The organism is Paenibacillus agri, from assembly GCF_013359945.1.
Lineage (GTDB): Bacteria > Bacillota > Bacilli > Paenibacillales > Paenibacillaceae > Paenibacillus_AQ > Paenibacillus_AQ agri.
Map to the genome: position 1 here is coordinate 54201 of NZ_JABWCS010000209.1, position 25981 is coordinate 80181.

A 25981-nucleotide genomic window follows, 5' to 3' on the forward strand; every position below is an offset into this window, starting at 1 on the left:
TCACTCCCATTTCCTATTTGTGGGCTCTTCTCTAAGGTCCAAGCAGTTCTTCACCCACTTGCAGTATAGGAGCCGATTATTTGCCGGAGATTAAGGATAATGGAGTCGAATGTAAAAGAGAGACGTAAATTTCCAATTTCGCATCTTAAAAAAGACACCCTATGGGTGTCCTCGCCTGCATAAAATGATGTATTTAAGTATTTTAACAGATGGATATGACTTAAAAACGCAATTACATAACACTTATAATCTCAAGACAGCGTAATTACGTAAGTGACAAACTGATATTTATTGTCCTTTAACACAGACGTTGAAACGAGTAACTTCTTCCCGGAGGGGCTCCATCGAAGCTTGTCAGAAGCCTGCATTTCGTCGGAAATAGGGGTTTGCTCCCCGGTTTCCACCTCGGTGATGAACAAACGGTTTACATTGCCGTTATCAGAGCTGACATTGTAGGCCAGCTTACTGCCGTCCGGTGACCAATTGGCACCAAAAATCTGCATCCCGCTATCGATCACAGACTGCTCATTGCCTGCAGGATCGCAGAGAACAAGCTTCATCTCCCCGGGGCCCTCCCGCTTTACAATAGCTAACCGGGAGCCATCCGGGGAAGGGATAACCCACATTACATTCTTTTTGATCATCTTAGATTTCTTGGTCTCTGTGTCATAGGCGAACAATTGGCTATCTTCATGGGCAACGTAATAGATGATACTGCCGGACTGCACTACATTGTGGATAATACCCGCGCCCGTCTCCAGCACGACCTCGCTCTTGCCCTGCACATCGGCTTTGATAATATCGCCTTTCATGTCCGGGTAAATCACATGTCCGCTGTCCGCCCACTCCCCTTCGCTCGCCATGAATTCATCCTTGCCCAGTTGAACCGTCTCACGGGTCCCCAGATTCATCAAGTAGCCAATGCCGGTAGCTTCATAGACTTCTTTGTAAAAAATATACTTGTTATCCGGAGACACGATCGCATTGCCAAGACTTTCTTTCCCCTCCTTGAGGGGCTGATCCTGGCCGCTTGCCAGATTACGGATATAGAGGTTATGAGGATAACGTTCCTGACCTTCAATCATTTCGGGAGTCAGCTTTCGATTTTCCTTGTCGACAGCAAGCTCATTCTCGCCTAACCAATCCATACCACGGATGCCTTCGAACTTGTCGATGCTATCAAGTTTGAGCTTTGTATAGACGGAATCTGTCGTATTGTCCATTACCGTAACTTTTTGCCCCGACTTCTCCACAACGTGCCGGGCTTGCGTGCCCGCCGTACCGCATGCGGTCATAGCCAGAAGAAAGGCGCACCCTAGCAGAAGACTTCCCGCTCTCACCAAGCGGCGTGCGGCCTTCGACTTGCCTGTATTACCGCCTTTCTGGTCTTCCATACACGAATCCTCCTAGAACATTGTTGCTCTCAGCATACTAGAGCCATATTTCCAAACCATTGCAGAATGTTTCCATAGTGTAAAATTGATGCGAATTTTATCTATTCAGCGCCTCTCACGATACCGCCGGGAAAGACAGAACGAACACAGAGCCCGGCCCTTCTGTATCCAGAAGTTCAATCGTACCATGATGCTTTTCCACCAGATTTTGCACCAGCGACAGGCCAAGCCCTGTGCCTCCCGACTGCCTGGACCGGTCACGATTGACCGTGTAGAACGGTTCAAAAATCTTCCCCCTAGCTTCCGCCGGAATACCGATCCCCGTGTCACGGACTATCATGCGCACCCGGCCTTCCTGCTGCTCACAGAAGATGTGAATGTTTCCTCCGGGAACGTTATATTTGATCGCATTGTCGAGCAGGTTGATAAAAATATGCATAAAGCTTTCGCGGTCCATCCAGACATGGGCAGGGTGTACATCCAGGCTGATGGTGAGGCCAAATCGCTCCGCCTTGCCATTCATCCGGCTGCAAATGTCCCTGAGCTCTGCCGCGACCTCCAGCAGCTCACTCTGGGATTCAAAATCATATTTCTCCAGGGCGGTCAATTGCAGCACCTTCTCCACCATCTCATAGAGCCGCTGTGTTTCCTTGGCGATATTCTGCTTGGCATCAGCCAGGAGCCGGGGATCATCGTCATACATATTAAGCAGATCCACATAGGCCTTGATCGAGGTCAGTGGGGTCTTGAATTCATGACTGATGTTTCCGATGTACTGTTTTTGCTGCTGCTCCAGTGCCTGAAGTTTCTCGACGGCCAGCTGGAGCTTGCGCTGCTCCTCATCCTTCGCTGCAATACTCGTTTCAATCTCCTGACTCATGTAAAAGATGCCCTGCGCCAGTTCTCCCAGCTCATCCTTCCGGCGAAGCGGAGGTTCAGCGATATACTCGGCGCGGCGAATTTTCTCTGCAGCCTGCTTCAACCGGCCAATGGCGGCGGCTGCGGTATTGAAATACAGATATCCCAGCAAAAAGCTCAGCAAGAGCACAATTCCGCCTGTAGTCAGGAACAGGTTCTGGAGAGTATGCTGAAAATCGTTGTTGCTCTTCAGCGAATACCGGAGCTGAACCACTCCCATCTGCCCCTCCGGGCCTTGCAGCGGGGCCAGGTAGAGCAGGGTATCACCTGCATTTTGGTAGGCGATTTTATTCTCGAGCGCATAGGACAGGGCGGTGCTGACATCCGGCTTTACGGGCGTTGGGTTGCTCTGTGCAGAGGAGCCGACCATGACTCCCTCTTCGTCATACAATGTAACCTCCATACCAGTGAATCCGGCTAGTTCAGCCGCCATTCCCCGGCCCCGCAGCCGAAGGAAGGCCTGCGGCTCCGGGCGGTCGCCCGTCCCCGTATAATACGTCTGCTTCACCCGCAGATTGACGGTTTTAACATGTTGCGCCAGATAGCTCTCCACCTGAGCCTGCTGGTTGTTCTCCACTCCACGCAGCACAAAAAAACTCAGCACCCCGATGGCCAGAATCAGCAGCAGTGCCAGAAAGAAGCTGAACTTCAGCTTGATGCTGATCTTCATGCGTAATCTCCTGCAGGAACCGCTTTATACCCTACTCCATATACGGTTTGCAGAATATTTTGGTAAGGCTCGCCCAGCTTTTTGCGCAGACGCTGGATGTGAATATCCACCGTGCGCGTGCCGCCTGCATAGTCCATCTCCCACACCTGCTCCAGCAGTTCTTCCCTCATGTAAACCCGCTGTGGATGGGACAACAGCAATAACAGAAGGTCGAACTCTTTGGGCGTCAGGTCCAGTTGTTCTCCGGCGATCTGCACACTCCGGTGATCCGGCTGCACCTTTAGCGTGCCATACTGAATCAGCTCACTCTTTGTGTCTACGCCCTTCTTGTCCAGCCTGCGCAGCAGCGCCTTCACACGAGCCAGCAGCTCGCGAATTTCGAACGGCTTCGTCATATAATCGTCTGCGCCAAGCTCCAGGCCGATGATTTTATCGACAATATCATTTTTGACAGTTAGCAGTATAATTCCAATGTCGCTCCGGTTCTCCAGCTTCCGGCACACATCATATCCGCTCATGCGCGGCATCATCACGTCCAGCACCAGTACGTCCGGCTGAAAGGTACTCACCTTGCCAAGTGCCTCTTCACCATCCCCGGCTGTATCTACCTCATAGCCCTCACGGCGCAGTGCATATGCAATGGCGCTCACGATGCCTGGTTCGTCATCGACGACCAGCACTTTTTTATTCATAGGTGTTCACCTTTTCAACGAAATTTAAGTTTATCATTTATTCAGTATACCCTCTGACCCGGTTCATACCATAATGAAACATCAGCCAATTTAATAGATATAATACTTATAAGAATTAAGACTTCCCTCGGTCAGTCAGATAACTTATTAAAGGAGGGCTTTACATGAACCAATGGAAAGAGTTGACGGAAGAATCCCGGTCCAAATGGGAGGAAAATGCGGAGTTTTGGGACAGCTATATGGGCGACCTCAGCAACCAGTTCCACCGGGAGATTATCCGGCCCAAGACCGAGGAGCTGTTAAATGTCCAAGCCGGTCAAGCCTTGCTGGATATCGCTTGCGGTAACGGGAATTTCTCCAGAAGGCTGGCTGAGCTTGGCGCTGTCGTGACCGCTTTTGACTACAGTCCCAACATGTTGCAACGGGCTATCACACGATCTGAGCAGACAGCTTCGGAAATTGACTACCGAGTACTAGATGCCACAGACTACGACTCCCTGCTGACACTGGGTACCGCTCAATATGATTCTGCTGTCGCCAATATGGCGCTTATGGATATTGCCGACATTGTTCCTCTGGTAAAAGCACTGGGACAGATAATACGAGACAATGGTGTTGTCGTCTTTTCGATTCCGCATCCGTGTTTCCAGGCGCCCGGCACCCGAAAAATCCATGAGACCGAGGACCGTAACGGGGAGATCATACACCGCAACAGCGTGCAGGTCAGCAGCTACCTGACTCCAGAGCCGATGTACTCCATTGGCATCAAGGGCCAACCGGTAGCCCATCTCATTTTTCACAGGCCTCTATCCTATTACATCCATACGTTCAAGCAGTCTGGCTTTGTGCTGGATGGCCTGGAGGAGCCTAGCTTCGAACCGGATGAATCTGCGAAACGCCAGTTTGATTGGTATGAGCTGCCGGCGGCGGTGATTTTCCGATTTAGAAAAATCCGCCCCTAAAAGATTGAAACAGAATGGCGCCGAAATGGCGCTATTTTTTCAATAAAAAATAAATATAACTAAAGTCTCCCCTCTCTCGTCAAAGGAACTTCACCGAGCTGTAGGGAAATGTTCTACATTAAAGACATCATTGAGCTGAAGAGAGGTGAAGCGCTATGGATAACCATCTTGAAGAATGGATTATCGAAGCAGATATTACAAGCATGCAGGCGGAAATGACCGCAGGAAGAGTGACTTCAGAGGATCTGGTTAACATCTATCTGGAGCGTATCCGCAAGTATGATCCTGTGCTTCGTTCTGTACTGGAGCTCAATCCGCAGGCTATAGATATTGCAAGAACTCTGGATCATGAGCGAAAGGACAAAGGCCCCCGCGGTCCGCTTCACGGCATTCCAGTGCTGTTAAAAGATAATATTGACACCCATGATGACATGCATACCAGTGCAGGCTCGTTGGCGTTAGCCGAATCTATCGCTCCAGAGGATTCCTACGTAGCTGCCCGGCTGCGTGCGGCAGGGGCAGTTTTTTTGGGTAAAACCAATATGACCGAATGGGCCAATTTCATGTCGCCAACGATGTGGGCAGGATATAGCGCCAGAGGAGGCCTTGTCCTGAACCCCTATGGACCGGGCGAGCTATTCATTGGCGGCTCCAGCTCCGGTTCCGCGGCGGCTGTTGCGGCCAATCTCGGTGCTGCGGCTATCGGGACAGAGACCTCAGGCTCCATCATTGGTCCGGCAGGCCGCAACTGCCTTGTCGGTCTGAAGCCCACGGTGGGCTTAATTCCTTCATCCGGCATTATACCGATCACGTATAGCCAAGACTGCGCTGGTCCGATGACTCGAACTGTAACAGATACAGCGATTCTGCTTGGTGCGCTCACCGTAGAGGATAAGCTGCAGGATTACCGCCCCTATCTGAATCGGGAGGCCTTGAAGCAGGCGCGAATAGGGATTCCGCGGTTTTATTATCAGGATCTGGACGAGGCCAGACTGGCGATTATTGAAGAAGCCATCTCTCAGCTTAAGGCACAAGGGGCAGTGATTGTAGACCCTGTACATCTTCCCTGTGAAGATATGGAATGGGATGGCAATGTGATGCGCTATGAATTCAAGGCCGCACTCAACAGTTATCTTGGAAAACTGCCAGATGACGTGCCCGTTCACTCTCTTTCAGAGGTCATTGCCTATAATGAACAGTACGGCGAAGCCGCGCTGAAATATGGGCAGGATACCTTAATTTGGTCCGAAGAAACCAGCGGCACACTGACCGAGGAGGTCTATCTGGAAGGCAGAAGGAAGGACCTGCACATGTCCCGGGAACAGGGGATTGATCATGCGCTGCAAAGCCATCAGCTAGATGCCCTCCTGTTTCTGGACGACGAAGGAGGCGCTGATATTGCCGCCAGGGCAGGTTATCCGTCTATCACTGTTCCTGGAGGATTCGCCGCAACAGGGGTTATAGCACCGGGAGGATACACTACCAAAGGACATCAAGGGATTACTTTTGTAGGGACCGCCTTCAGCGAGCCGGTGCTGCTGGGGTTAGCCTATGCCTATGAACAGGCTAGTGTTCACCGTGTCGCGCCTAAGCTTGATTAGACACTAAGTACTATAACCAAACGCAATCTTTAGATTATCTTAAAGAACAATTAAGGTTTATCTCAGGTTCGCTGTTTACAATAACATTAGGTCAAACAGAAGACTGAACTCTCACACCCATAACCGTACGTATATATTAAGCACCAAAAAACAGGAAAAGAGGATTTCTAACTATGAACATAAAGCGAGTGATGATTGTCGGAACGATGGTAGTAGCCATGTCCTTCGGAGGCACCGCCTGGGGCAGCTCCATCACAAGCGCAAGTCCGGTAGCGAAGTGGACTGCCACTGGCGTTGCGGAGAAAGATGACCTGCTGGAAGCACTCAATCAATCATCCAATGAGGAGCTATATGAATCGTTGTATGACGGGAAGTCACTGCATGACATTGCCGCTGATCAGGGCGGGGATATCGCGAACGTGATTGAGCTGCAACTGACACAGCTTACACAGCAGCTGGATGAGCGACTACACAGCGGAAGCATTACGGCTGAGCAATACGCTGCACACAAGGCAGAAATCAAAGAAATTGTTGAGCAAAGTGTCCTCACTTCATTCGGTTAACAGGAGTTACATAGAAAGTGGACATTCTGAGCGCTAGCAGAAACTAAAAGCCCGGCCAAATGGCCGGGCTTTCTTGTGTGTACATGAATAGAAGTTATCCCTTCTTCTCATTCTCCCGTTCAATCTCCAGAATATCAAGGAAGAAGACGAAGATCGGAATACCGAGAATCAGGCCCCATATCCCTAAATAATGTTCTGAGAAGAGCAGAACGACAAAGGTGTAGAACATAGGCAGATTCATTTTGGAAGACATCAGCTTCGGATTGAGGAAATATCCCTCTATAAAATGCAGTATAGCAATCATAGCTAGTACATAGATCGTCATCATGAGGCCGCCGATGTTGTAACCAATAATACATAGCGGGATCAACGAGATCACAAAACCTACGACCGGGATCAAACTAAGCAGGAAAATCATAATAGAAAGCGCGAACAGATACGGAAAGCCCAGAATCCACAGCCCGACCACCGTAAACACAGTATTGAACATCGCGATCAGAAGCTGCGCTTCGATGACTTTGCCGAAAGAAGAGATGAATTTTTGACCAAAGTACTCCAGTTCCTTGTAGAACCAGCTAATCTTACTAGTGCTCAGTCTGGAAGTGAAGGCCACAATTCGGTTCTTCTCCAGGATGAAGACAAAGCTTAGGATCGTGGATAACACAAAGGTCGTACCCCAATTACTGATTCTCAGAACATACTCGATCCCTTGAGTCATGTAGGATTGGTAGTTCAAATCCTTCAAGGTTCTAAAAATATGCTGGGTGATGTCATTCTGGGGAATATCTTCAGGAGTAAGGTTGGTTAGAAAATACGTTAATTGCTTGATCTGGACAAATACTTTCGGAAGGTAATTGACGAGTGCGAAAACAATCGTAGCAATCAAAGCCAGGTACAGAAAAACAATAATAACCTTGCTGTTGATCCGGACATATTTGTCAAGCCGTTTGGTTAGCATCACCTGAAAGCTGTTCATGACATAAGCAATCAGAAAGGTCAGCAGCACCAGATTGAGCATATCTCTGATACTGAACAACAGCAGGCAGATCAGAAATAATATTCCGAAACGCCGAACAGTTAAATTTTCAAAAAAACGCTTGAACACTTCCATGCTTCCTCTCCATTCGCTTGCAATTGGCACCTTATTATAGTCTACATTAATGAAAACAATTATAGCAAATAACGGGCTCTGAATCGGTCGTATTTTCGCGATTTTTGTGCTTTTTTAGAAAAAAACAAGAGATATTGCAGAATTAGGCATCCGTACCTACCAATTTGTCCTGCTATCCGTCTAGGCTCCCCCTTTATATGGCAAAATATCCCCCACACGTAGTTCGTCCACAAATTGTTGCAACGATTGATAAAACTCCACCGCATGCTGTATCTTGGCGTAGTCTATCAAGCAGCGCTCCCGCTCGTCCTCAGACAGCTCTGCCTCCTCAAGCAGCTCCTGCAGACCTGGCAACACATGCTCCAGCGCTTCATTCATTACATCAATCTCCCTTTGCAGCTTCATTGTAAAGAAACTTCTGAACGCCCGGAAGAAATCCGTCTCCGCCATATACAAATCTTTGCGATCCTGTTTTTCCGTAAGCTTCGTAACCATGCCCGAAGAGATTAGGGAACGAACCCCATAGCTCATATTACTCTTGCTCATGCTCATCATATGCTTCATTTCTTCAAGCGTCATCGGTCGGTCCTCAAAGAACATGATCCCGTACAACTGCCCGAATGAATAATTGGCTCCATATAAATCCATCGTCTGCGCGATAGCATCGATCATTCTGCGCTGCAATTGCATCCGCGGCGTCAGCTCCAAATCTAACTCTCCAATTCCTTCTCGCTTCATCATGCACACCTTCACTTCCTGTGGAATCTATCCTCTACATTACACAAAACTGAAACTTTTATCGCGTTTTTTAAGAATTTTACATAAATCTAGCTTCCGTTTTACGCCGTCTTTACCACACCTATAGATATTGAGTGTACAATTTTTTTTGAACAGAGAAGCTTTACTCCAAATTATACAGTGAAATTGAAAAGATGGAATGGGGTATATACACAATGATTCGCTCGAAGTTTATCGGCGGCCTGAAGCCAGTACTATTCACACTGCCAGCTATGATTCCGTTCACCGTGTTCTGGCTTGGACCGCTGCTGTACGTCTTGTATCTAAGCTTTAACGAGTGGGACTTCATGAGTCCGGAGAAAACCTTTGTCGGGCTCGACAACTACATCAATCTGTTCAGCAACCCTGCTTTTTACCAGGCACTAAGGGTCACTGCGCTGTTCTGTGCAGGCACCGTAATTCCTGTCATTGTGATCGGCCTTGGATTGGCCCTTCTAATGAACAAGAAGCTGAAAGGCTCCGCGATTTACCAGGTTCTGTTATTCTCGCCTTGGGTGACACCAACGGTAGCCGTATCCATCGTCTGGTCATGGATCTACGAGCCGGAGATCGGCCTCGCTAATACGGTTCTAAGCTTTCTGGGATTCGAAAAGCTCGGCTGGCTGCAAGATCCAACCTGGGCGCTCGTCGGCGTAATACTCGTCACCATCTGGAAATCTGTCGGCTGGGCGATGATCTTTTATCTGGTAGCCTTGCGTAATGTGCCTGCTGATCTTATGGAGGCTGCTGACCTGGACGGAGCGAATCCTGTCCATAAGTTCATTCGCATCACGCTTCCGCTAATCTCGCCGACTACCCTGTTCTTGTTTATCGTTCAGCTGATTCAGGCCCTTCAGGCTTACGATCAGATTAATGTACTGACCCAAGGCGGGCCGGCTGGTTCCACGCGTACCCTGCTATACATGTATTACCAGTCCGCTTTCGAGTCATTTCAGATCGGGGAAGCCTCCTCTATAGCCATGACGCTTGTCTTCATATGTATGCTACTGTCCCTGCTGTCCGTTATTTTCAGCAGCCGAAACACTCACTACTAATAATGAAACTAGCCATCAGGAGGGCTTTATGAGTATTCTTTCGCACATAGGCAAGCTGTCACGCCATTTGTTCTTCGCTGCACTTGCTTTAATCATGGCTTTTCCATTCTACTGGATGATTACAAATGCGCTCAAAACCAATGATGAGATCTGGCAATCCCCGCCAACGCTATGGCCACAGACACCGTTATGGGGCAACTTTGCAGAGGCCTGGCATGCAGCACCGTTCTCCCGGTATATGGGTAACAGCATTATCGTTGCTACTTCCATCGTTCTGATCCAAATGTTCAATTCCGGTATGATGGCCTATGCGCTCACCCATATGAAATTCCGGCTCAAAGGATTGTTCTCCGGAATCATCCTGTTCGGTTACATGGTTCCGGCCACAGCCGTTTATCTTCCAAGCTATCTGGTCCTGTCCCAGCTGGGCCTGCTCAATTCCTATGCCGGGCTGATTCTGTCCAACTGTGTCAGCGTATTCTCGATTTTCCTGATTAGACAGGCATTCCTGCAAGTTCCCCATGAACTGGTAGAGGCTGGTGAAGTGGATGGTGCCTCGCATATGCGGATTCTTTGGACCATTATCGTTCCGATTGCCCGCTCTTCCTTTGCGGTGCTGGCCCTCATCACGTTCATTGATCAATACAACAACTATTTCTGGCCGACGCTGATCACCAAAGATCCTAGCCTCCAGTTGGTATCTGCCGGACTCCGCAGCTTCTTTGTTGAAGGAGGTGCATACGGATTAAAATGGCCGCTGATCATGGCCGCTAGCGCCTTTACTATCGCTCCATTGCTGCTTGTCTTCCTGGTGGCGCAAAAAACAATTATGTCCAGCGTCAACATGACTGCCGGGTCCAGCAAAGGTTAATATTCTTATCACCATAATACTTAATTTGAAGGAGAATGATGATGAACGTTTTGAAAAAAGTATCCGCCGTATCTCTGGTTGCCAGCTTCACCCTGCTCACCGCCTGTGGCGGAAACACTGCGAACACTGCAAACACCACTGGTAAAGCGAATGCTGCTGCTGAGACAACCGCTCCGGCTTCTTCCGCACCTAGCGCTCCAGTAACCATTGAATTCTGGTACGGACTCGGCGGTAAGCTGGGCGAGAACATGGACAAGCTGATTCAGAAATTCAACGCCTCACAGAAGGACGTTATCGTCAAAGGAATTGTACAGAGCGACTATACAGAGACCGAACAGAAGCTCCAGGCCGCTATTGCAACTGGACAAGTACCTGCTGCTGTACTGTCTTCTAATGTAGACTGGGCGCGTAAAGGCTACTTCGCTCCAATGGACGATCTGATCGCGCAACTGCCGGACTTCAACAAAGAGGATTTTGTACAGACTTTCCTGACTCAGGGACAAGTGGACGGCAAGCAGTTCTTCCTGCCAATGTACGGAACTACACAAGTGATGTACTATCGCAAGGATGCTTTTGAGAAGAACGGAATCGAAGCCGATAAACTGAAGACGTGGGAAGATCTCGCGGCGGCAGCTGAGAAAATGTCTGTTAAAGACGGCGGCAAAACTTCCTTCTACGGCTGGGAGCCAATGTGGGGTTATGAGAATATGTATGATGCTGTGCTGAGCAAGGGCGGAAGTGTCCTTAGTGAAGACGGAAAAACTGTAACGATCGATTCTCCGGAATGGGTACAGACATGGGATTCGTTCCGCAAATGGATTCATGAAGATAAAATCATGCGCATTCACTCCGGCGGTCAAGGCTGGGAGTACTGGTACAAAACAATTGACGATGTTATGAAGGGTCAAGCTGCAGGCTACACCGGTTCCAGCGGTGACCAAGGCGATCTGGACTTTGGTGTCGTAGCTGCTATGGAACAACCAGGTTGGGCCGGTGTCGGCGAAGGCAAGCCTGTCGCTCAAGCACTGATGGCTGGTATTCCTTCCAAAGCTAGCGACGATCAAAAGCAAGCAGCTATGAAATGGCTGGCCTACTTCACTAATTCCGAGAATACAGCGTTCTGGTCGATCCAGACTGGATACATCTCTGTTCGTCAATCCGCACTGCAAGATCCGGAATTCGTGAAGTTCAGCGAGAGCAATCCACAAATCAAGATTCCGCTCATGCAAGCAGCACATGGTTCTGCACCATTCCAGGACCCAACTGGCGGCAAAATCACTGATGCACTGAAGATTGCAGCTGACAAGGTAGAAATCCAGAACATTCCTGCAGCACAGGCACTTCAAGAAGCGAAGAAAACCGCACAAGCGGCTTTGGATAAATTGAAATAAAGGTGGCTAATCGTAATGTCTGATCTTATTACTCCGCAAGGGCGTCAAGCTGTATCTGCTATCCTGTTCGATAAGGACGGGACCCTGCTGGAATTCGTATCCCTCTGGGGAGTCTGGGCCAAGTGCCTGCTGGAGCGTTTCGGCGCACATCTGAACAGCCGCCAGCTCACGCTCCAGCCGGAGACTATCCCATCCCTATTCGGTACCGTGCACAACGAGGGCGGGAACATCACGGATTATGACCGCAACGGCCCGCTCGCCATGGGTACGATGGCTGATCTCTACGCCATTCTCGCCTGGCAGGGCTACCTGCAAGGTCTATCCTGGGCAGAGACGATGGAGATCGTTGATCTGTGCCGGAAGGAAGCGGACGCCATGATGGACGAGATGCGGCCAGTCGTCCCCCTGCCGGGGCTGACACGCTTCCTGGAGGAGGCCCGGAGCCATGGTGTGCCTATGGCCGTAGTCACCGCCGATGAAACCGATGCGGCAGAGAAGCATCTGCGCTGGCTCGGCATCCGTGATTACTTCTCTGAGGTGATCGGAACTGATCAGGTAGAGCGAGGGAAGCCATTTCCGGATATGGTTCAGCTGGCCTGTAGCAGACTTGGGATTGACCCTTCCGGGGTAGTGGTGATCGGAGATACGAACGGCGATATGAGAATGGCCAAGGCGGCAGGTGCCGCCCTGGCTATCGGACTCCCAGGTTCAGCTTCGGATGATGAGGTAAGCAATCTGTTGTCTGATGCCGATGTCATCGTACGTACCTACGAAGATCTAAGCGTCGGGAGACCAGGGAAATGAAGCCGGAAGGAGCATGGGCTTGGATCTTCCTGGGCATGGCCATTGTCTTCGAGCTATCTGGCACCATTTCGATGAAAGCCTCTCAAGGGTTCTCCCGCTTATGGCCCTCTGTGCTCATGTTTCTGTTCTACGCGATAAGCTTCACATCGCTTAATTATGCCCTTACCTCTATTAAGGTGGGGATGGCATACGCCATATGGTCGGGAGCCGGAATCATACTGATCTCCGTAGCAGGCATCTTCTTCTTCAAAGAACGGATGCCCATGTCTTCCCTGCTCTGGATTGCCGTCATCGTTGTGGGGATCGTTGGACTTAATCTTAGCGACAAAAGCCACTAAGTGCTCCACGTCCCCTTCATATTATTCCAGGAGGTGCCTGTTCCATATGAACATAAATTCTGCAGAAGTGGCAAAACCTCTTGCCAGCTTTCAGATCATTACAGATACACACATCACTGCCGATCCTAATCATGAGTATAATCTTAACTTCGGACAGGCTTTGCGCGATATCGCCAGCCACGCTGAAGGAAGCAGCGGCATCATGCACATTGGGGATGTCACAGACCACGGATTCCCCGAGGAGTATGAGGAAGTACGCCGTATCTTGAGCTTGCACCAGGCAGGACTGCCGACTGTCCGCTTCACCCTCGGTAACCATGATGTTGGCCTGGGTGACTGGCATTCACGCCTGGCGCTGTATGCCTCCCGGACAGGGATGCCCGGCCCTTATCATGATCACTGGATAGACGGCTACCACTTTATCTTTATCGGCACGGAAGAGAATCTACCGCTCTTCTGCGACCTTTCCAAGGAGCAGCTTCAATGGCTGGATCTGAAACTCGGTGAGGAAGCTTCACCGGACAAGCCGGTTTTCCTGTTCCTCCACCAGCCGCTCAAGGATACTGTGGCCGGCTCGCTGGAATCCCAGGAATGGTACGGCGTGACTCAGGACGAGGAATTGCGGGCCATCCTTTCCAAGCATCCGCAGACCTTGTTGTTCACAGGGCACACCCATTGGGAAATGGAAGTCGACAATACGATGTATCCAGGCCGCGGGGAGACTGCAACGATGTTCAATGCCGCATCAACTGCCTATCTATGGACGAATGAGGATGAGCACAAGGATGGGAGCCAAGGCTTCTATGTGGAAATCTACAGCGACAAGGTGCTGGTGCGAGGCCGCGACTTCAAGACCGGAACCTGGATTCCCGCTGCACAGTACGAGGTAGCCTTTCCTGTGGGTGGGGTATAACAACCCCATCTCTATAAGTCTTTAATAGGATCATACAAAAAAAACGATTGCATGCAGGCTGTAAAGCCTTGCAGAGCAATCGTTTTTTGAAGTCTTTTTCGCTAATCCTAGCTCAAGCGCTAGCTTTTAGCTATATCTTAACGCTGTACAGGCTCAATCCGGTAGCTCGAAGCTTCACCATCTGCGGTTCCGTTGCCTTCATGAATCTCCCAACCGAAGGACAACACCCCTTCCAGGCGCGCCTTCTCGGCTGCCGTCAACGATACCTCTACAGCTTCCTTACCCGGCTCAAGTTCCAGCACAGGCTCTTTGCCCAAGGCAACGAAAATCCAGCTGCGAACACCGCGAATGGTATTGTATTTGATTTGATAGCCTTCCCGTACCGCCCGCTCGAATAGTTCAGGCTGCTCAGCCTGCAACGCCGTAAGCTGCTTATAATCAAAATGGAACTCGCTTTCGTCTACAGGCAGCTCACCTGAGGCTACTCTGCGTAGCAGCTCGTCATCAGACCAGCCTAAGGTACGCAACGATTCCAGGATTAGGGAATCCCACTGGGACAGCTTCACTCTGTTCAAATTCTCCGACATCTCTTATTCCTCCCATTTTCGATAAGATGGTTTAGAAATCAGCAACGAAGTGGCCAGGGCTTACTTCGCGAAGCTCGGAATTCCCCTCGCCACCACGCTTTGCTGTATAACCGTTCTGGCTCAGGCGTTGACCGGCCTTCTTCGGATCCGGCTCCAGGATGGAAGACAACAACGCTTGTGTGTAAGGATGCTGTGGGTTCTCGTACAATTCATCACTTTCGGCAACCTCAACCAAACGGCCAGCATACATTACTCCGATGCGATCGGAGATGTGCCGCACCATTGACAGATCATGCGCGATGAAGAGATACGTCAGTCCGAACTCAGCCTGCAAATCCTCCAGCATGTTCACGACCTGGGCTTGAACGGAAACGTCCAGCGCAGAGATGGGCTCGTCACAGACGACAAATTCCGGTCTCACTGACAGGGCTCTGGCAATGGAGATCCGCTGGCGCTGCCCGCCGCTGAACTCATGCGGGAAGCGGTACAGATGCTCTCGCTTAAGTCCCACTTTTTCCAGCAGGGCCGCAATGATTTCCTTACGATCTTCGCCCTGGTGGGTACCGTGGATCTTCATCGGCTCGCTGATCAGCTCCAGCACATTCAGACCGGGATTCAGCGAAGAATACGGGTCTTGGAAAATCGACTGAATACGTCTGCGAAACGGCTTCAGCTTTTTCTCGCCCAATCCGCCGATTTGTTGCCCATCGAAAGATACTTCTCCGTCCGTATAATCATACAGACGAAGCAGACAGCGCCCTACTGTCGACTTGCCGCTCCCCGATTCGCCGACAAGACCAAAGGTCTCACCCTTGCGGATCTGGAAGCTAACACCGTCCACTGCCTTCAGCACATCCGTATCACGTCCCCAGATGTCTTTGCCTTTGGAGAAATGCTTCTTGAGATTCTTCACGTCGACCAATATTTTGCTCTCACTCAAGCGAACGTCCCTCCTTCCACACCTACAGATACCTCACCATCAGCCAGCCAACACATCGAGCGATGTCCCGCCGACAGTTCGAATACCGGAGGCCGCTCCGCACAGCGGGCAAATGCATGAGGGCAACGGTCCATGAATGGGCAACCAGGCGGGGGATCCAGCAGATCCGGCGGTGAGCCTTCGATCGGCACCAGGCGTTCTTTCGACTTGCCCCCATTCTTCGGAATAGAGCGCAGCAAACCTTTAGTGTAAGGATGCTGCGGACGGTAAAAGATATCCTCTACCGTTCCCTCTTCCATGATCAATCCACCATACATGACAATGACCCGGGTACAGACTTGGGCCACTACGCCCAGATCATGGGTTATTAGCGCGACTGCAGTATGTGAATTACCCTTCAGTTCCTTAAATAGGTCTAGAATCTGCGCCTGGATCGTCGCATCCAGCGCCGTTGTCGGCTCATCCGCAATTAAAAGCTCCGGCTGGCAGGAAAGCGCCATGGCGATCATCACCCGCTGCCGCATCCCGCCGCTGAATTCATGCGGATATTGCTGCAAGCGCTGCTCGGGTTGGCTAATCCCAACCTGACGCAGCATATTAGCCGCTTCCGTCAGCGCCGCTTCTTTATTTAATCCGCGGTGTCTGCGGATCACTTCTGTTAATTGTTGACCGATCTTTTTGACCGGATTCAGCGAGGTCATCGGGTCCTGAAAGACCATCGCGATCTGGTTACCGCGCAGTTTTCTCCACTGCTTCTCCGACAGGTTCAGGAGGTTCTCACCGCGGAAGTTGACGTTCCTTGAGGTGATTTTGCCGGGTGGTGTGATCAAAGACATAATCGCCTTGGCTGTCACGCTCTTACCACTGCCGGACTCACCGACAATACCCACGGTCTCCCCGGCATCGATATGGAAGCTAACACCGCGCACAGCTTGATTCTCTCCATCCCGCGTGGAGAACGAAACCTTCAAATCCTCAACAGACAGTAGACGTTCCGTCATGATGTCTCCACACTCCTATCTCTTGATTAGCTTCGGTTCAAAGCCAACCCGCAGAATATCGCCCAATATATTAAAGCTCAGTACAGTCAAAAGGATCAGTAAGCCCGGGAACACCGCCAAATATGGCGCCTGCGCGATATAACCCTGCGCATTGTTCAGCATGCTGCCCCATGTTGCATTCGGAGGTTGTACCCCAAAGCCCAAAAAGCTCAGGGAAGACTCCATCATAATCGCCGAAGCGATGTTATTCGTAGCCCCTACAATGATGACCGGGATCAAGCCCGGCATAATATGCTTCAGGATGATGCCGAACGCACTTTGACCCGAGGCCTTGGCGTAAAGTACAAATTCCCGTTCCTTCAGGGTCATCGTCTCCGCGCGGATTACCCGGGCGATATGCATCCACATCAGTAAAGCAATAATGACAATAATATTGCCGACGCTCGGCTTCAAAAATACGCTGAGCAGCAGCAGGATCAGAAACGTCGGTATCGACAATATTACATCCAGCATACGCATCAGAAGGTTGTCCAGCCAGCCGCCGAAGTAGCCGCTGATCACTCCTACTGTGACGCCAATGCCGGTCGCAATAATCATGGCAGTGAAGCCAACTAACAAGGATACCCGGCCTCCGTACAGCGCTCTGGCGAAATAATCCCGCCCGAAATCATCGGTTCCGAACCAATGCCCTGCACCGGGTGGGGTCAAACGTTCCATTACATTTAACTCATTCGGATCATGACCGGATAAGAACGCGAAGACCGAGGCAAGCGTGAACAGCAACAGAAGGATAAGGGCAGCGACACCCATACCGTTTCCCAGCAGCTCACTTCCGACATTTTTCCATTTACTGCGATTCATGAGGTCACCTCGTTAGTTTAATTCGCGGATCCACGAAGCTGTACAGGATATCCGCCGCCAGATTGCCTATAATCAGCATCAGAGAAGAGAATAAAGTGATACCCATAATGACAGGGTAATCCATACCTCTTACCGCAGTCATGCCCAGAGAACCGATTCCCGGCCAAGAGAATACCGTCTCCGTAACAATCGCTCCGGCTACAAGATCACCCATGGACATCCCGAGCAGCGTAATTACCGGCAGCAGCACATGCTTCATAACATGGCGGAACAGCACTGTAGTCTTCGAAGCCCCAAAGGCATATTGAATCTGTACGTACTCTTCTTTTAGCTGACCGATGGTGCTGGAACGGATATACCGTACATAACTGGTCAGGAATCCGAAAGCCAGCACCGTACAAGGCAGAACTCCATGCTTGATAACATCTGCTGTAGATTCCACGCCAATGGTACGCATCCCCATACTAGGAAGCCAATGAAGCTTGATCGCGAATAAATAAATCATCAGAATAGCCAGCCAGAACAACGGCACGGAAATCCCGATATACGAAATAAAGTTAATCAGCTTATCCACCCAGCGGTTGCGGTTCGCTCCGGCCAGAAGGCCGAGGGGAATCGCGAGTAGCACAGCTAGAGCAATGGCGCTGCCCATCAAACCGGCGGTAGCCGGGAGGCGCTCCAAAATCTGGTCCAGCACCGGCTGGTGATTGGTCAGTGAATAACCAAAATTACCTTGAAGCAATTCTTTAAGCCAGATGAAATATTGGATGTAGGCCGGCTTGTCCAGTCCCAAATTATGCCGGACACGCTCGATATCTTCGGCATGCATATTCGGGGTTACGAAGGAAAGCACCGGATCGCCCGGCGCCAGCTTGATCATGAAAAAGCATACCACCGATACGAAGAACAACAGCGGTACGGTTTGCAGCAATCTACGGACGATGAGTTGTCTCATTCGTATACTCTCCCAGCTCATATCGGCAAAAAAATAAGCTGGATTAACCAGCTTATTTTTTCCCGTTCTTATTTAAGGTAGATTTTGGACAAATCTTCAAAAATAACGACAGGCTTCAATACTGCTTCTTCAATGCCACCATATTGCTTAGAGACAGCTACGATGGTCTTGGTATACGCAATAGGGTAAATCGGTGCATCCTCAGCTACGATCTCCTGTGCTTTTTTGTAGATTTCTCCGCGCTTAGCAGTGTCTGCTTCACCAGCACCTGCTTCAAACAATTTGTCGACTTCCGGATTGTTATAATGCGAGTAATTGGAATTCCCGGTAGAGCTGTACAGGATACGGTATGCATCCGGGTCATAGCCCATAATATATCCAGCCAGAGCAAGTTCAAAGTCTTTAGCGTCTTTATCCGTGAATCGTTTGGAGTATGCGGAAGCATCTACGCTTTGCAATTCCACATCCACACCGATCGCTTTCAGCTTTTGTTGAACATACAAGGAAACAGCTTCTTGTACCTTGTTACCGCTCGTTGTGATAAATCTCAGCTTCAGGTTGCTGACACCAGCTTTGTCCAATAGTTCCTTGGCTTTAGCCGCGTCATTATCATACGAAGTTACGTCATTGGTAAAGAACAAACCATCAGGTGTTACGAATGATTTTGCCGGTTCAGCATAATCACCGGATGTATAGGCTGTTTGGATCAACTCATCGCGGCTCAGCGCCAGGGATAGAGCTTCACGTACTTCTTTTTTAGCAAGAGCACCTCTGTCACTGTTAGCGTTGAACAGCAGGTATGCCAGACGTCCTTCGCTGTAAGGCAGAATTTCAAAGTTATTCGTCGCTTGGAATGTCGCTACGTCTTGCGGATCAAGATACTTCACGTTGATCTCGCCGTTTTGCAGTGCAAGGTTCGCACTGTTAGTGTCTTTAGCAATCCGGTAAGTTACAGAATCCAGATGCGGCTTGCCGCCGAAGTAATTATCGAAGCGTTCCAAAGTCAGGTATTCACCGGTTTTGTATTCTTTGAATTTGAACGGGCCAGAGCCGACTGGAGTATTATTTTTAGGGCTCTTCTCGATGTCTGCTTCATTCTCAAAGATATGCTTTGGAATCGGAGAAATCTGTACCAGTGTGGCTTCAAAAGCTGGTGCGACTTGCGGAAGCTTGAATTCTACAGTCAGATCGTCCACCTTAACCGCTTGAATCGGCTTGTCACCGATAATCAGGTTGGATCTCAGAAGGCTGTTCTGCTTCTCGTCCAAAATACTGTTAATCGTGAACACTACGTCGTCAGCTGTAAGCTTCTCTCCGTCATGCCAAGTCAGTCCACTCTTCAGCTTCAATGTATAAGTAAGGTTATCTGCGGATGGTGTCAGGCTGTCCGCCAGATAAAAGGTTTTCTTTCCGTTATTCACTTGGAACAATGGTGCATATAGCGCTTGGTCGATGGTCAGGCTGACACGGTCGCCCGCATAGTTCGGATTCAGGATGACCGGATCGGCAGCTACTCCAATAATTAGATTACCGCCGTCTTTTGGTGCGCCATTATCAGCAGGCTGCTGCGATTCCGCAGGTGCATTACTTGCAGCAGGTGCTGCGTTATTTCCGCCGGAGCAAGCACTCACCAGGAGTGTCAATAATATCACGCCGATAAAACCAGTTAGTCGTTTACGCATGTTTCTTTCCCCCATATCTCTCTATTGAATCCCAAGATGTTTTTTAATTATACATCGGAATACTAGGGATTACAATGGATGTATTTTCACATAAATGCAACAAAAAGGAAATTAGTGACTAAGTGTACTAACCTTACCTTTTGTAATGACGTACTGAAGTTATTGTACAGCATTTGCATCAATTTTTAAATACGCTGATCACAACACAACCCTATATTGCTCCATTCTTCAGGTTTTAACCAAAGAAAATATGCACCATGAAAAAAATGAGGGTCACCATTCACGTTTTCTAAATATATTAAACCAAACGCACAATTGTATTTTGAGAACGGGAGGACCTTATGATCACAATAAGTCTGTGCATGATCGTAAAAAATGAAGAGGATACCTTGGACCGCTGCCTGAGCTCCGTGGCCGATTTGGTCGATGAGATTATTATTGTCGATACAGGATCGACAGACGCTACAAAAGAGATCATTCGTAAGTATAGTGATCAGGTGTTTGATTTTGAATGGATTTATGATTTCGCCGCTGCCCGTAACCACGCCTTCTCACAAGCGACGAAGGAATATATCCTTTGGCTGGATGCAGATGATGTCTTCAAGGATGTGGATCGTGAGCGCCTGCGCGCCCTCAAGGACACGCTGGACCCGGCGGTCGACTCTGTTACCATGAATTATCACCTGGCCTTTGATGAAGAAGGGAATGTGGTGTCCAGTCTACGCCGCAACCGGCTGGTCAAGAGAAGCAATGGCTTCCGCTGGATCGGAGCCGTCCATGAATATCTGGAGGTTAGCGGGAACATCATCAACAGTGATATCGCCGTTACCCACAGCAGCATCCATCATGACAGCGACCGTAACCTGAATATCTATGAAGAACGTCTGGCTGGTGGAGAGCAATTCTCACCTCGGGACTTATATTACTTCGCCAACGAGCTGCTGGATCACAGCCAGTATGAGCGGGCCATCCGCTTCTATGGGGAATTCCTCGGGACCGGGCTGGGCTGGATTGAGGACAACATCGCTGCCTGCGGCAAGTTGGCGGATTGCTACCACGGGCTGAAAGATGAGGACCGGGCGCTGGAAGCCGCCCTTCTGTCCTTCCGGTATGATCAGCCACGCGCGGAATTTTGCTGCCGGATCGGATACCATTTTCTCAATAAAAATAATATCAATGCGGCCATCTTCTGGTATAAGGCAGCTGTAGCCGACCAGCCTTCCGGCGATCAATGGGGACTGCGCAACCTGGCCTGCTCCACTTGGCTACCTCACCTTCAGCTCTGCGTCTGCTATGACAGAATCGGCCAGCATCAAATGGCTTACGCCCATAACGAGGCGGCCCGGACCTACCGTCCGAGTGACGAACGTATACTGTTAAACAAGGCCTATCTGGAGGCTGTCCTTAATCCGCAGACACAAGCGGAGTCAGACACCAGCCAGGGGGGTGACGTATGAGTGACCAACCGATCCGCGTGCTGCTTGGCAGCCCTATTCATCAGAAGGCGACTGTGTTGCAGCATTTTCTGGAGTCACTGGGCCGCTTGAAGTTGGAGGGAATTCAACTTGATTTCTTTTTTATCGACGACAATCAGGATGGGCAGTCTTCCGAATTACTTAAAGCGTTCAAAGCAAGTACCGAAGCAAATACGGGCAATGTTCTGATTCAACCCTCGGGCTACAACGATACTTATATCCGGAACGATACCACCCATTTCTGGAGCACTAACCTGGTCTGGAAGGTGGCTACCTTCAAGAACCTTATGATCCAGCGGGCCCAGACCCTCGAATATGATTATTTATTCTTGCTGGATTCCGATCTGATCCTCCATCCTGATACGCTGAGTCATCTCATCAACACGGAGAAAGATATTATTTCTGAGGTCTTCTGGACGCAGTGGCAGCCGGACACGATGTTCCAGCCCCAGGTCTGGATGCATGATGAATACAATCAGTGGGATCAACTACCAGGTGAGAAGCTATCCGCTGAGGATATCCGCAGCAGGTTCCACGAGTTCATCAACAGAATGCAGGTTCCCGGAATTTATGAAGTCGGTGGTCTCGGAGCCTGTACACTCATCAGTAAAGCAGCCATCGTGAGAGGCGTTAGCTATAATCCTGTCAAAAATATCTCCTTCTGGGGAGAAGACCGTCACTTCTGCATTCGCGCCGCAGCGCTTGGTATTCCTCTGTTCGTTGACACTCACTATCCTGCGCTGCATCTCTACAGGGATAGTGATCTCAGTAAAATTGATGAATTTGTACAGCGTACGTCGGGTGAGACAGGCATAACGCCGGGTAGTGAACCGGTGTCCCCGCCTTCACAGGAGGACTCCAATCAGCCTGAAGACTCCGTAGGATCGTTAGAATCAACCCCGCCGGAAGAAGATCCGCTTCTTGAGAAAGAAGCAGCTATTCCAGCCTCCGAAAAGCGCCCCAAGCTGACCTTGGCTATGATCGTCAAAAATGAGGCCAACCGCTTTCTGCGACAGGTACTGGAAGAACACCGCAAATATATTGATGAAGCCGTGATTATCGATGATGGCAGTACAGATGATACCGCAGATATCTGTCTGGAGGTACTGGCAGGCCTTCCTGTCACCCTTATACGCAACACCGAATCCAGATTCAGCAATGAATATGAACTGCGCACACAGTTATGGCAGGAAGTGATCCAAACCGAGCCGGAATGGATTCTCACCCTCGATGCAGATGAGGTGTTCGAGAATAGATTCGCCCAACAGGTCGACGAGTTGCTGCGGCAGACAAAGTCTGATCTGCTCTGCTTCCGGCTCTATGATTTCTGGGATGAGAATCACTACAGGGATGACCAGTATTGGAGTTCCCACTACAGCTTCAGGCCATTCCTGCTCCGCTACAACAAGGACTTGAACTATACTTGGAAAAATTCGCCGCAGCACTGTGGACGTTTACCGGAGAACGTGTTCGAAGTGCCCCATCAATTAAGCCTTCTACGTATCAAGCATCTGGGATGGTCTAGACTGGAGTTTCGTCTGGAGAAATTCGCAAGATATATGCACCTTGACCCCGAAGGTCAATATGGGTGGAAGGAACAGTACATCTCCATCCTTGACGAGCAGCCTCATCTGGTACCTTGGGTGGAGTGAGCGGGGAAGCTCACTTCGGATGATGGTTACGGCGAGTCCAGACTCTTTGCAAAAACAAAGGCCAGCCGATTTCGGTTGGCCTTTTCGTATGACTTTGCCCCTGTTGCTAGCCTTGACCTGCATATCTTTCACGGTATTCATGATCCAGCATGCTCAAGATCGCCTGTCGAAGGCCTCAGTCTCCCTCTGAATAAACTCCAGAAACTCCAGAATAATCGCAGACACCGCATCCTCCTCCGGCAAATGAATAAATTTGCTGATTCGCAGAATATCCTCTTCATATAAATCTATAAGCTGCAGCATGGCCTCGGTGTCTCCTTGCTTGGCAGCACGCAGCAATTCTAGGATTTCACGGTCCGGGATAATTCCCGGATCATCTTTCGTTTCCATTTATTCACCCCCTGTTGACTGATATTCAGCTGCCGGGCAACCTCGGCTTCCGTCAAATCCTGAAAGTAAAGTTTATCTATAATGACTTTTCCCTGCGGAGGCAATGTGTCGACAAGCTGCCGGACCCACACCTTCTCTTCAGAAGAAACGGCAAAGCCGGCACCGTGAAGGGGATTGTCATAGAAGGAGCATTCCCGGCTCCTGATTTTTCTGGCCCGATACTGCACTCTCCATCCAATGCGATAGATCTCGCTTTTACAGCGCTCATAGACCGATGTCTGCTTGTCCACAATTAAGACTCTCCTCTCTAGTGTTGTCTATAGTAGGGAAATTCAAGAGAACTTCCTACAACCAAAATAGGAACATTTGTTCTTATTTATAGTACCATTATTTAACTGGATTGTGAAATGAGCTGTCAATTCTCTATTTCAAATGGCGTTGGCTAAGTGCTTTTCCGCAAAAAATAGATTTCCGGTTGTTATTCTCTACACGAGATCACCTATATAAGTGAAGGCTATGACAGCCTATCCAACCAAAGGGAGCTAATATGATGAAAAAAGTGCTGTATGTACCGCTCGATGATCGCCCGGTGAACCTGGATGATGTCATTGTCCAAGGAAGATCTGCCGGCATCCAGATTATTACACCGAAGCTTGATGATATCAGGAACCGCCCGGATTCCGAGAAAACTTCCTCCGGCACCACGCTGGACAGTACCTCCTCGCCAACCTATGGCCATCCGGCGAATATCCGCCATTTCATTCTGAACCATGCCGCTTCAGTGGACGGCTTTATTATTTCGAGTGATATGCTGGCCTACGGGGGCCTGATCGGCAGCAGAAGACTTCGTACAAATGGTGGCGGGGCTTACCCGGACTATGATGCGACAACAACAGATTTGCTGGATGTTATCCGTCTCGTTAAGCAAGATTACCCGGACAAACCAGTGTTTGTTCTAGATACGATTATGCGGCTGGCGACAACCGTGTTTACTGAGGGGCTTACTTTGGACGCCTATAATGAATCGCGTGGGCTCATGCTGCAACCAAGAAGAACCTTTACCGCATTTGATGATATTTTGGAGGGGTATAACCTGTCTCCTGATTCCTCCTATGGAGATACCATTCATTTTGATAAAGAGCAGTACTATAACACTCGCCAGCACAAATTCAAATCCAACCGTTATATCCTAGAGTCCCTGGTGAAAGAGGGCTATATCGATTTCCTTGCGATTGGTGTGGACGACGCCAACACCCAAGGTGTGCAAATCAATGAGATCAAGTATGTGGAAGGATGCATTCAAGCTTGGCTGGGGGGTGGAAGTAATGGACAGAATCCGGATCGAGCCATCATTCTTCCAGATGCGGATGGATTGGGGCAAGCGCTGGTGGCTCGTATGGCGAACCAACTATATCGCAGCGGAGTAAAACCTGGTTACGCTGTACACTATTTTGGCCCCCACGGCTCCACCATTACCAGCGCTTATGAATATATGGATGTCCATCAAAATATAGAGCGGCATGTGGATATCATCGGCGGCCGCATGGTATCAAATCACCCTGCAGTGGAGATTGTCGCGATTACTGCTGCAGATCAACTATCTGCGGCTATGAACAGAATCACCGCCAACAGTGATCAGTGTATTCCGACCATCGTCATTGATTTCGTCGACTTGGGCAAAGGGAATCCTGCAGTCACAGAGGCCCTGCTGGGTAGCGAACACACGGGCCGTCTTCTGGGATACTGTGCCTGGAATACTGCCGGTAACAAAATGGGGCTCGCACTTGGTATGGGGCAAGCACGGTATGCCTACTTGTTGACAGAGACGAATGAAACCGCCCTTAAGGCGGCTATGAACGCTCATGGATCATTACTGTTCAAACGCTTTTTGAAAGACTACTACTATAAAACACTCGCCATCGTCCAGATTCGAACCTATTCCAGAGATCATTCCTTGTACACCAATACTTCAACACTTGCCGATCAGAATATGCTGCTGTTCAATTCACCTGCCGATTATACTCATATGCAGACTGTCCTGCGGGAGCAGATGCAGATCCATACCGCCACACTTGCCGGTAAAGCAGCGTTTCAAGCCGGCAACTCAGCGATTCTCCAGATCTGCGGCTCTGACTGGACCTATGCTGAATATGCCTGCGCGATACTCCCATACGAGAACCCGGACTTCATCTGGGGCCGTGCCTTTGAAATTACGCTGAATCCGGCACTGAATCTGGAATAGCGTCATTCTTCCCACTCCAAAGCCAAATAAAGCAGCCCGCTCCACAAAAAGTGGAACGGGCTGCTGCTCATTATGCCCCTGCTACTGCTACTGCTACTGCCCTTGTCCTTGTCCCTGAAAGGGATTTCTCGCAACA

General features: G+C 49.7%; 25 protein-coding genes. 12 read left to right on the forward strand and 13 right to left on the reverse strand.

The window, feature by feature from the left end; genetic code table 11:
- Positions 1-251: 251 nt before the first annotated feature.
- The 3 genes from HPT30_RS14270 to HPT30_RS14280 all read right to left on the reverse strand — a co-directional run bounded on the left by HPT30_RS14270 (position 252) and on the right by HPT30_RS14280 (position 3674).
- Positions 252-1394, reverse strand: a complete 1143-nt coding sequence (locus HPT30_RS14270) for a TolB family protein (RefSeq protein ID WP_246317085.1) — start codon at positions 1392-1394, stop codon at positions 252-254.
- A gap of 115 nt (positions 1395-1509) precedes the next feature.
- Positions 1510-2982, reverse strand: coding sequence for a sensor histidine kinase (locus HPT30_RS14275; RefSeq protein WP_175372029.1), 1473 nt, complete (start codon positions 2980-2982; stop codon positions 1510-1512).
- Complete coding sequence (locus HPT30_RS14280) at positions 2979-3674, reverse strand: response regulator transcription factor (RefSeq protein WP_175372030.1); 696 nt, start codon at positions 3672-3674, stop codon at positions 2979-2981. Before HPT30_RS14280 ends, HPT30_RS14275 begins: the two co-directional genes overlap by 4 nt.
- Positions 3675-3838: 164 nt before the next feature.
- Here HPT30_RS14280 and HPT30_RS14285 point away from each other — a divergent pair, with 164 nt between their 5' ends.
- The 3 genes from HPT30_RS14285 to HPT30_RS14295 all read left to right on the forward strand — a co-directional run bounded on the left by HPT30_RS14285 (position 3839) and on the right by HPT30_RS14295 (position 6800).
- A complete protein-coding gene (locus HPT30_RS14285; RefSeq protein WP_175372031.1) occupies positions 3839-4636 on the forward strand; it encodes a class I SAM-dependent methyltransferase in 798 nt (265 codons plus the stop codon).
- Between the two features lie 155 nt (positions 4637-4791).
- A complete protein-coding gene (locus HPT30_RS14290) occupies positions 4792-6237 on the forward strand; it encodes an amidase family protein (RefSeq protein WP_175372032.1) in 1446 nt (481 codons plus the stop codon).
- A gap of 173 nt (positions 6238-6410) precedes the next feature.
- Positions 6411-6800 (forward strand): hypothetical protein, encoded by a 390-nt coding sequence (locus tag HPT30_RS14295; protein ID WP_175372033.1) that lies wholly within the window; start codon positions 6411-6413, stop codon positions 6798-6800.
- Positions 6801-6894: 94 nt separating this feature from the next.
- On the opposite strand, the gene HPT30_RS14300 is transcribed toward HPT30_RS14295, so the two are convergent.
- Positions 6895-7911 (reverse strand): AI-2E family transporter, encoded by a 1017-nt coding sequence (locus HPT30_RS14300; RefSeq protein WP_175372034.1) that lies wholly within the window; start codon positions 7909-7911, stop codon positions 6895-6897.
- Between the two features lie 180 nt (positions 7912-8091).
- Positions 8092-8649 carry a GbsR/MarR family transcriptional regulator gene (locus tag HPT30_RS14305; protein WP_175372112.1) on the reverse strand — a complete coding sequence of 186 codons (558 nt, stop codon included), beginning with the start codon at positions 8647-8649 and terminating at the stop codon, positions 8092-8094.
- 215 nt (positions 8650-8864) lie between these two features.
- On the opposite strand from HPT30_RS14305, the gene HPT30_RS14310 reads away from it, so the two are divergent.
- Genes HPT30_RS14310 through HPT30_RS14335 form a run of 6 tightly spaced genes read left to right on the forward strand, consistent with a single transcriptional unit; the run spans position 8865 to position 14060 of the window.
- Entirely contained in the window at positions 8865-9743 is an 879-nt protein-coding gene (locus HPT30_RS14310) for a carbohydrate ABC transporter permease (protein ID WP_246317086.1), read from the forward strand.
- 28 nt (positions 9744-9771) lie between these two features.
- Complete coding sequence (locus HPT30_RS14315) at positions 9772-10614, forward strand: carbohydrate ABC transporter permease (RefSeq protein WP_175372036.1); 843 nt, start codon at positions 9772-9774, stop codon at positions 10612-10614.
- Between the two features lie 41 nt (positions 10615-10655).
- Positions 10656-12005 carry an ABC transporter substrate-binding protein gene (locus HPT30_RS14320; protein ID WP_175372113.1) on the forward strand — a complete coding sequence of 450 codons (1350 nt, stop codon included), beginning with the start codon at positions 10656-10658 and terminating at the stop codon, positions 12003-12005.
- A gap of 15 nt (positions 12006-12020) precedes the next feature.
- Positions 12021-12809 carry an HAD family hydrolase gene (locus HPT30_RS14325; protein ID WP_175372037.1) on the forward strand — a complete coding sequence of 263 codons (789 nt, stop codon included), beginning with the start codon at positions 12021-12023 and terminating at the stop codon, positions 12807-12809.
- The gene (locus tag HPT30_RS14330) at positions 12806-13147 is read left to right on the forward strand and encodes a DMT family transporter (protein WP_175372038.1); all 342 of its coding nucleotides are present in this window, start codon (positions 12806-12808) and stop codon (positions 13145-13147) included. The genes HPT30_RS14325 and HPT30_RS14330 overlap by 4 nt, the downstream gene beginning before the upstream one ends.
- Positions 13148-13193: 46 nt before the next feature.
- The gene (locus HPT30_RS14335) at positions 13194-14060 is read left to right on the forward strand and encodes a metallophosphoesterase family protein (RefSeq protein ID WP_175372039.1); all 867 of its coding nucleotides are present in this window, start codon (positions 13194-13196) and stop codon (positions 14058-14060) included.
- 137 nt (positions 14061-14197) lie between these two features.
- Here HPT30_RS14335 and HPT30_RS14340 read toward each other — a convergent pair whose 3' ends face one another.
- From HPT30_RS14340 to HPT30_RS14365, 6 genes are all read right to left on the reverse strand, one after another.
- A complete protein-coding gene (locus tag HPT30_RS14340) occupies positions 14198-14647 on the reverse strand; it encodes a hypothetical protein (protein ID WP_175372040.1) in 450 nt (149 codons plus the stop codon).
- A 31-nt stretch (positions 14648-14678) separates the two neighbouring features.
- Positions 14679-15587 carry an ABC transporter ATP-binding protein gene (locus HPT30_RS14345; RefSeq protein ID WP_175372041.1) on the reverse strand — a complete coding sequence of 303 codons (909 nt, stop codon included), beginning with the start codon at positions 15585-15587 and terminating at the stop codon, positions 14679-14681.
- Positions 15584-16588 carry an ABC transporter ATP-binding protein gene (locus tag HPT30_RS14350; protein ID WP_175372042.1) on the reverse strand — a complete coding sequence of 335 codons (1005 nt, stop codon included), beginning with the start codon at positions 16586-16588 and terminating at the stop codon, positions 15584-15586. The genes HPT30_RS14345 and HPT30_RS14350 overlap by 4 nt, the downstream gene beginning before the upstream one ends.
- A 15-nt stretch (positions 16589-16603) precedes the next feature.
- On the reverse strand, positions 16604-17449 hold the full coding sequence (locus HPT30_RS14355; RefSeq protein WP_175372043.1) for an ABC transporter permease: 846 nt from the start codon (positions 17447-17449) through the stop codon (positions 16604-16606).
- Positions 17450-17453: 4 nt separating this feature from the next.
- Entirely contained in the window at positions 17454-18404 is a 951-nt protein-coding gene (locus HPT30_RS14360) for an ABC transporter permease (RefSeq protein ID WP_175372044.1), read from the reverse strand.
- A 68-nt stretch (positions 18405-18472) separates the two neighbouring features.
- A complete protein-coding gene (locus tag HPT30_RS14365) occupies positions 18473-20086 on the reverse strand; it encodes an ABC transporter substrate-binding protein (protein WP_175372045.1) in 1614 nt (537 codons plus the stop codon).
- Between the two features lie 341 nt (positions 20087-20427).
- On the opposite strand from HPT30_RS14365, the gene HPT30_RS14370 reads away from it, so the two are divergent.
- Positions 20428-21543 carry a tetratricopeptide repeat-containing glycosyltransferase family 2 protein gene (locus tag HPT30_RS14370; RefSeq protein WP_175372046.1) on the forward strand — a complete coding sequence of 372 codons (1116 nt, stop codon included), beginning with the start codon at positions 20428-20430 and terminating at the stop codon, positions 21541-21543.
- Positions 21540-23213, forward strand: a complete 1674-nt coding sequence (locus HPT30_RS14375) for a glycosyltransferase family 2 protein (RefSeq protein ID WP_175372047.1) — start codon at positions 21540-21542, stop codon at positions 23211-23213. Before HPT30_RS14370 ends, HPT30_RS14375 begins: the two co-directional genes overlap by 4 nt.
- 153 nt (positions 23214-23366) lie before the next feature.
- Here HPT30_RS14375 and HPT30_RS14380 read toward each other — a convergent pair whose 3' ends face one another.
- Together HPT30_RS14380 and HPT30_RS30700 are read right to left on the reverse strand one after the other, a co-directional pair.
- Positions 23367-23603, reverse strand: a complete 237-nt coding sequence (locus HPT30_RS14380) for a helix-turn-helix domain-containing protein (RefSeq protein WP_175372048.1) — start codon at positions 23601-23603, stop codon at positions 23367-23369.
- Complete coding sequence (locus tag HPT30_RS30700) at positions 23555-23893, reverse strand: sigma factor-like helix-turn-helix DNA-binding protein (protein WP_175372049.1); 339 nt, start codon at positions 23891-23893, stop codon at positions 23555-23557. The genes HPT30_RS14380 and HPT30_RS30700 overlap by 49 nt, the downstream gene beginning before the upstream one ends.
- A 257-nt stretch (positions 23894-24150) precedes the next feature.
- Here HPT30_RS30700 and HPT30_RS14390 point away from each other — a divergent pair, with 257 nt between their 5' ends.
- Positions 24151-25845 carry a DUF4127 family protein gene (locus HPT30_RS14390; RefSeq protein ID WP_246317087.1) on the forward strand — a complete coding sequence of 565 codons (1695 nt, stop codon included), beginning with the start codon at positions 24151-24153 and terminating at the stop codon, positions 25843-25845.
- Positions 25846-25981 lie beyond the last annotated feature (136 nt).

Bases quoted from the DNA above. Each gene is read 5' to 3' on its own strand.
- HPT30_RS14270 (WP_246317085.1), bottom strand. From the start codon at position 1,394: ATGGAAGACCAGAAAGGCGGTAATACAGGCAAGTCGAAGGCCGCACGC.
- HPT30_RS14275 (WP_175372029.1), bottom strand. From the start codon at position 2,982: ATGAAGATCAGCATCAAGCTGAAGTTCAGCTTCTTTCTGGCACTGCTG.
- HPT30_RS14280 (WP_175372030.1), bottom strand. From the start codon at position 3,674: ATGAATAAAAAAGTGCTGGTCGTCGATGACGAACCAGGCATCGTGAGC.
- HPT30_RS14285 (WP_175372031.1), top strand. From the start codon at position 3,839: ATGAACCAATGGAAAGAGTTGACGGAAGAATCCCGGTCCAAATGGGAG.
- HPT30_RS14290 (WP_175372032.1), top strand. From the start codon at position 4,792: ATGGATAACCATCTTGAAGAATGGATTATCGAAGCAGATATTACAAGC.
- HPT30_RS14295 (WP_175372033.1), top strand. From the start codon at position 6,411: ATGAACATAAAGCGAGTGATGATTGTCGGAACGATGGTAGTAGCCATG.
- HPT30_RS14300 (WP_175372034.1), bottom strand. From the start codon at position 7,911: ATGGAAGTGTTCAAGCGTTTTTTTGAAAATTTAACTGTTCGGCGTTTC.
- HPT30_RS14305 (WP_175372112.1), bottom strand. From the start codon at position 8,649: ATGAAGCGAGAAGGAATTGGAGAGTTAGATTTGGAGCTGACGCCGCGG.
- HPT30_RS14310 (WP_246317086.1), top strand. From the start codon at position 8,865: ATGATTCGCTCGAAGTTTATCGGCGGCCTGAAGCCAGTACTATTCACA.
- HPT30_RS14315 (WP_175372036.1), top strand. From the start codon at position 9,772: ATGAGTATTCTTTCGCACATAGGCAAGCTGTCACGCCATTTGTTCTTC.
- HPT30_RS14320 (WP_175372113.1), top strand. From the start codon at position 10,656: ATGAACGTTTTGAAAAAAGTATCCGCCGTATCTCTGGTTGCCAGCTTC.
- HPT30_RS14325 (WP_175372037.1), top strand. From the start codon at position 12,021: ATGTCTGATCTTATTACTCCGCAAGGGCGTCAAGCTGTATCTGCTATC.
- HPT30_RS14330 (WP_175372038.1), top strand. From the start codon at position 12,806: ATGAAGCCGGAAGGAGCATGGGCTTGGATCTTCCTGGGCATGGCCATT.
- HPT30_RS14335 (WP_175372039.1), top strand. From the start codon at position 13,194: ATGAACATAAATTCTGCAGAAGTGGCAAAACCTCTTGCCAGCTTTCAG.
- HPT30_RS14340 (WP_175372040.1), bottom strand. From the start codon at position 14,647: ATGTCGGAGAATTTGAACAGAGTGAAGCTGTCCCAGTGGGATTCCCTA.
- HPT30_RS14350 (WP_175372042.1), bottom strand. From the start codon at position 16,588: ATGACGGAACGTCTACTGTCTGTTGAGGATTTGAAGGTTTCGTTCTCC.
- HPT30_RS14355 (WP_175372043.1), bottom strand. From the start codon at position 17,449: ATGAATCGCAGTAAATGGAAAAATGTCGGAAGTGAGCTGCTGGGAAAC.
- HPT30_RS14360 (WP_175372044.1), bottom strand. From the start codon at position 18,404: ATGAGACAACTCATCGTCCGTAGATTGCTGCAAACCGTACCGCTGTTG.
- HPT30_RS14365 (WP_175372045.1), bottom strand. From the start codon at position 20,086: ATGCGTAAACGACTAACTGGTTTTATCGGCGTGATATTATTGACACTC.
- HPT30_RS14370 (WP_175372046.1), top strand. From the start codon at position 20,428: ATGATCACAATAAGTCTGTGCATGATCGTAAAAAATGAAGAGGATACC.
- HPT30_RS14375 (WP_175372047.1), top strand. From the start codon at position 21,540: ATGAGTGACCAACCGATCCGCGTGCTGCTTGGCAGCCCTATTCATCAG.
- HPT30_RS14380 (WP_175372048.1), bottom strand. From the start codon at position 23,603: ATGGAAACGAAAGATGATCCGGGAATTATCCCGGACCGTGAAATCCTA.
- HPT30_RS14390 (WP_246317087.1), top strand. From the start codon at position 24,151: ATGATGAAAAAAGTGCTGTATGTACCGCTCGATGATCGCCCGGTGAAC.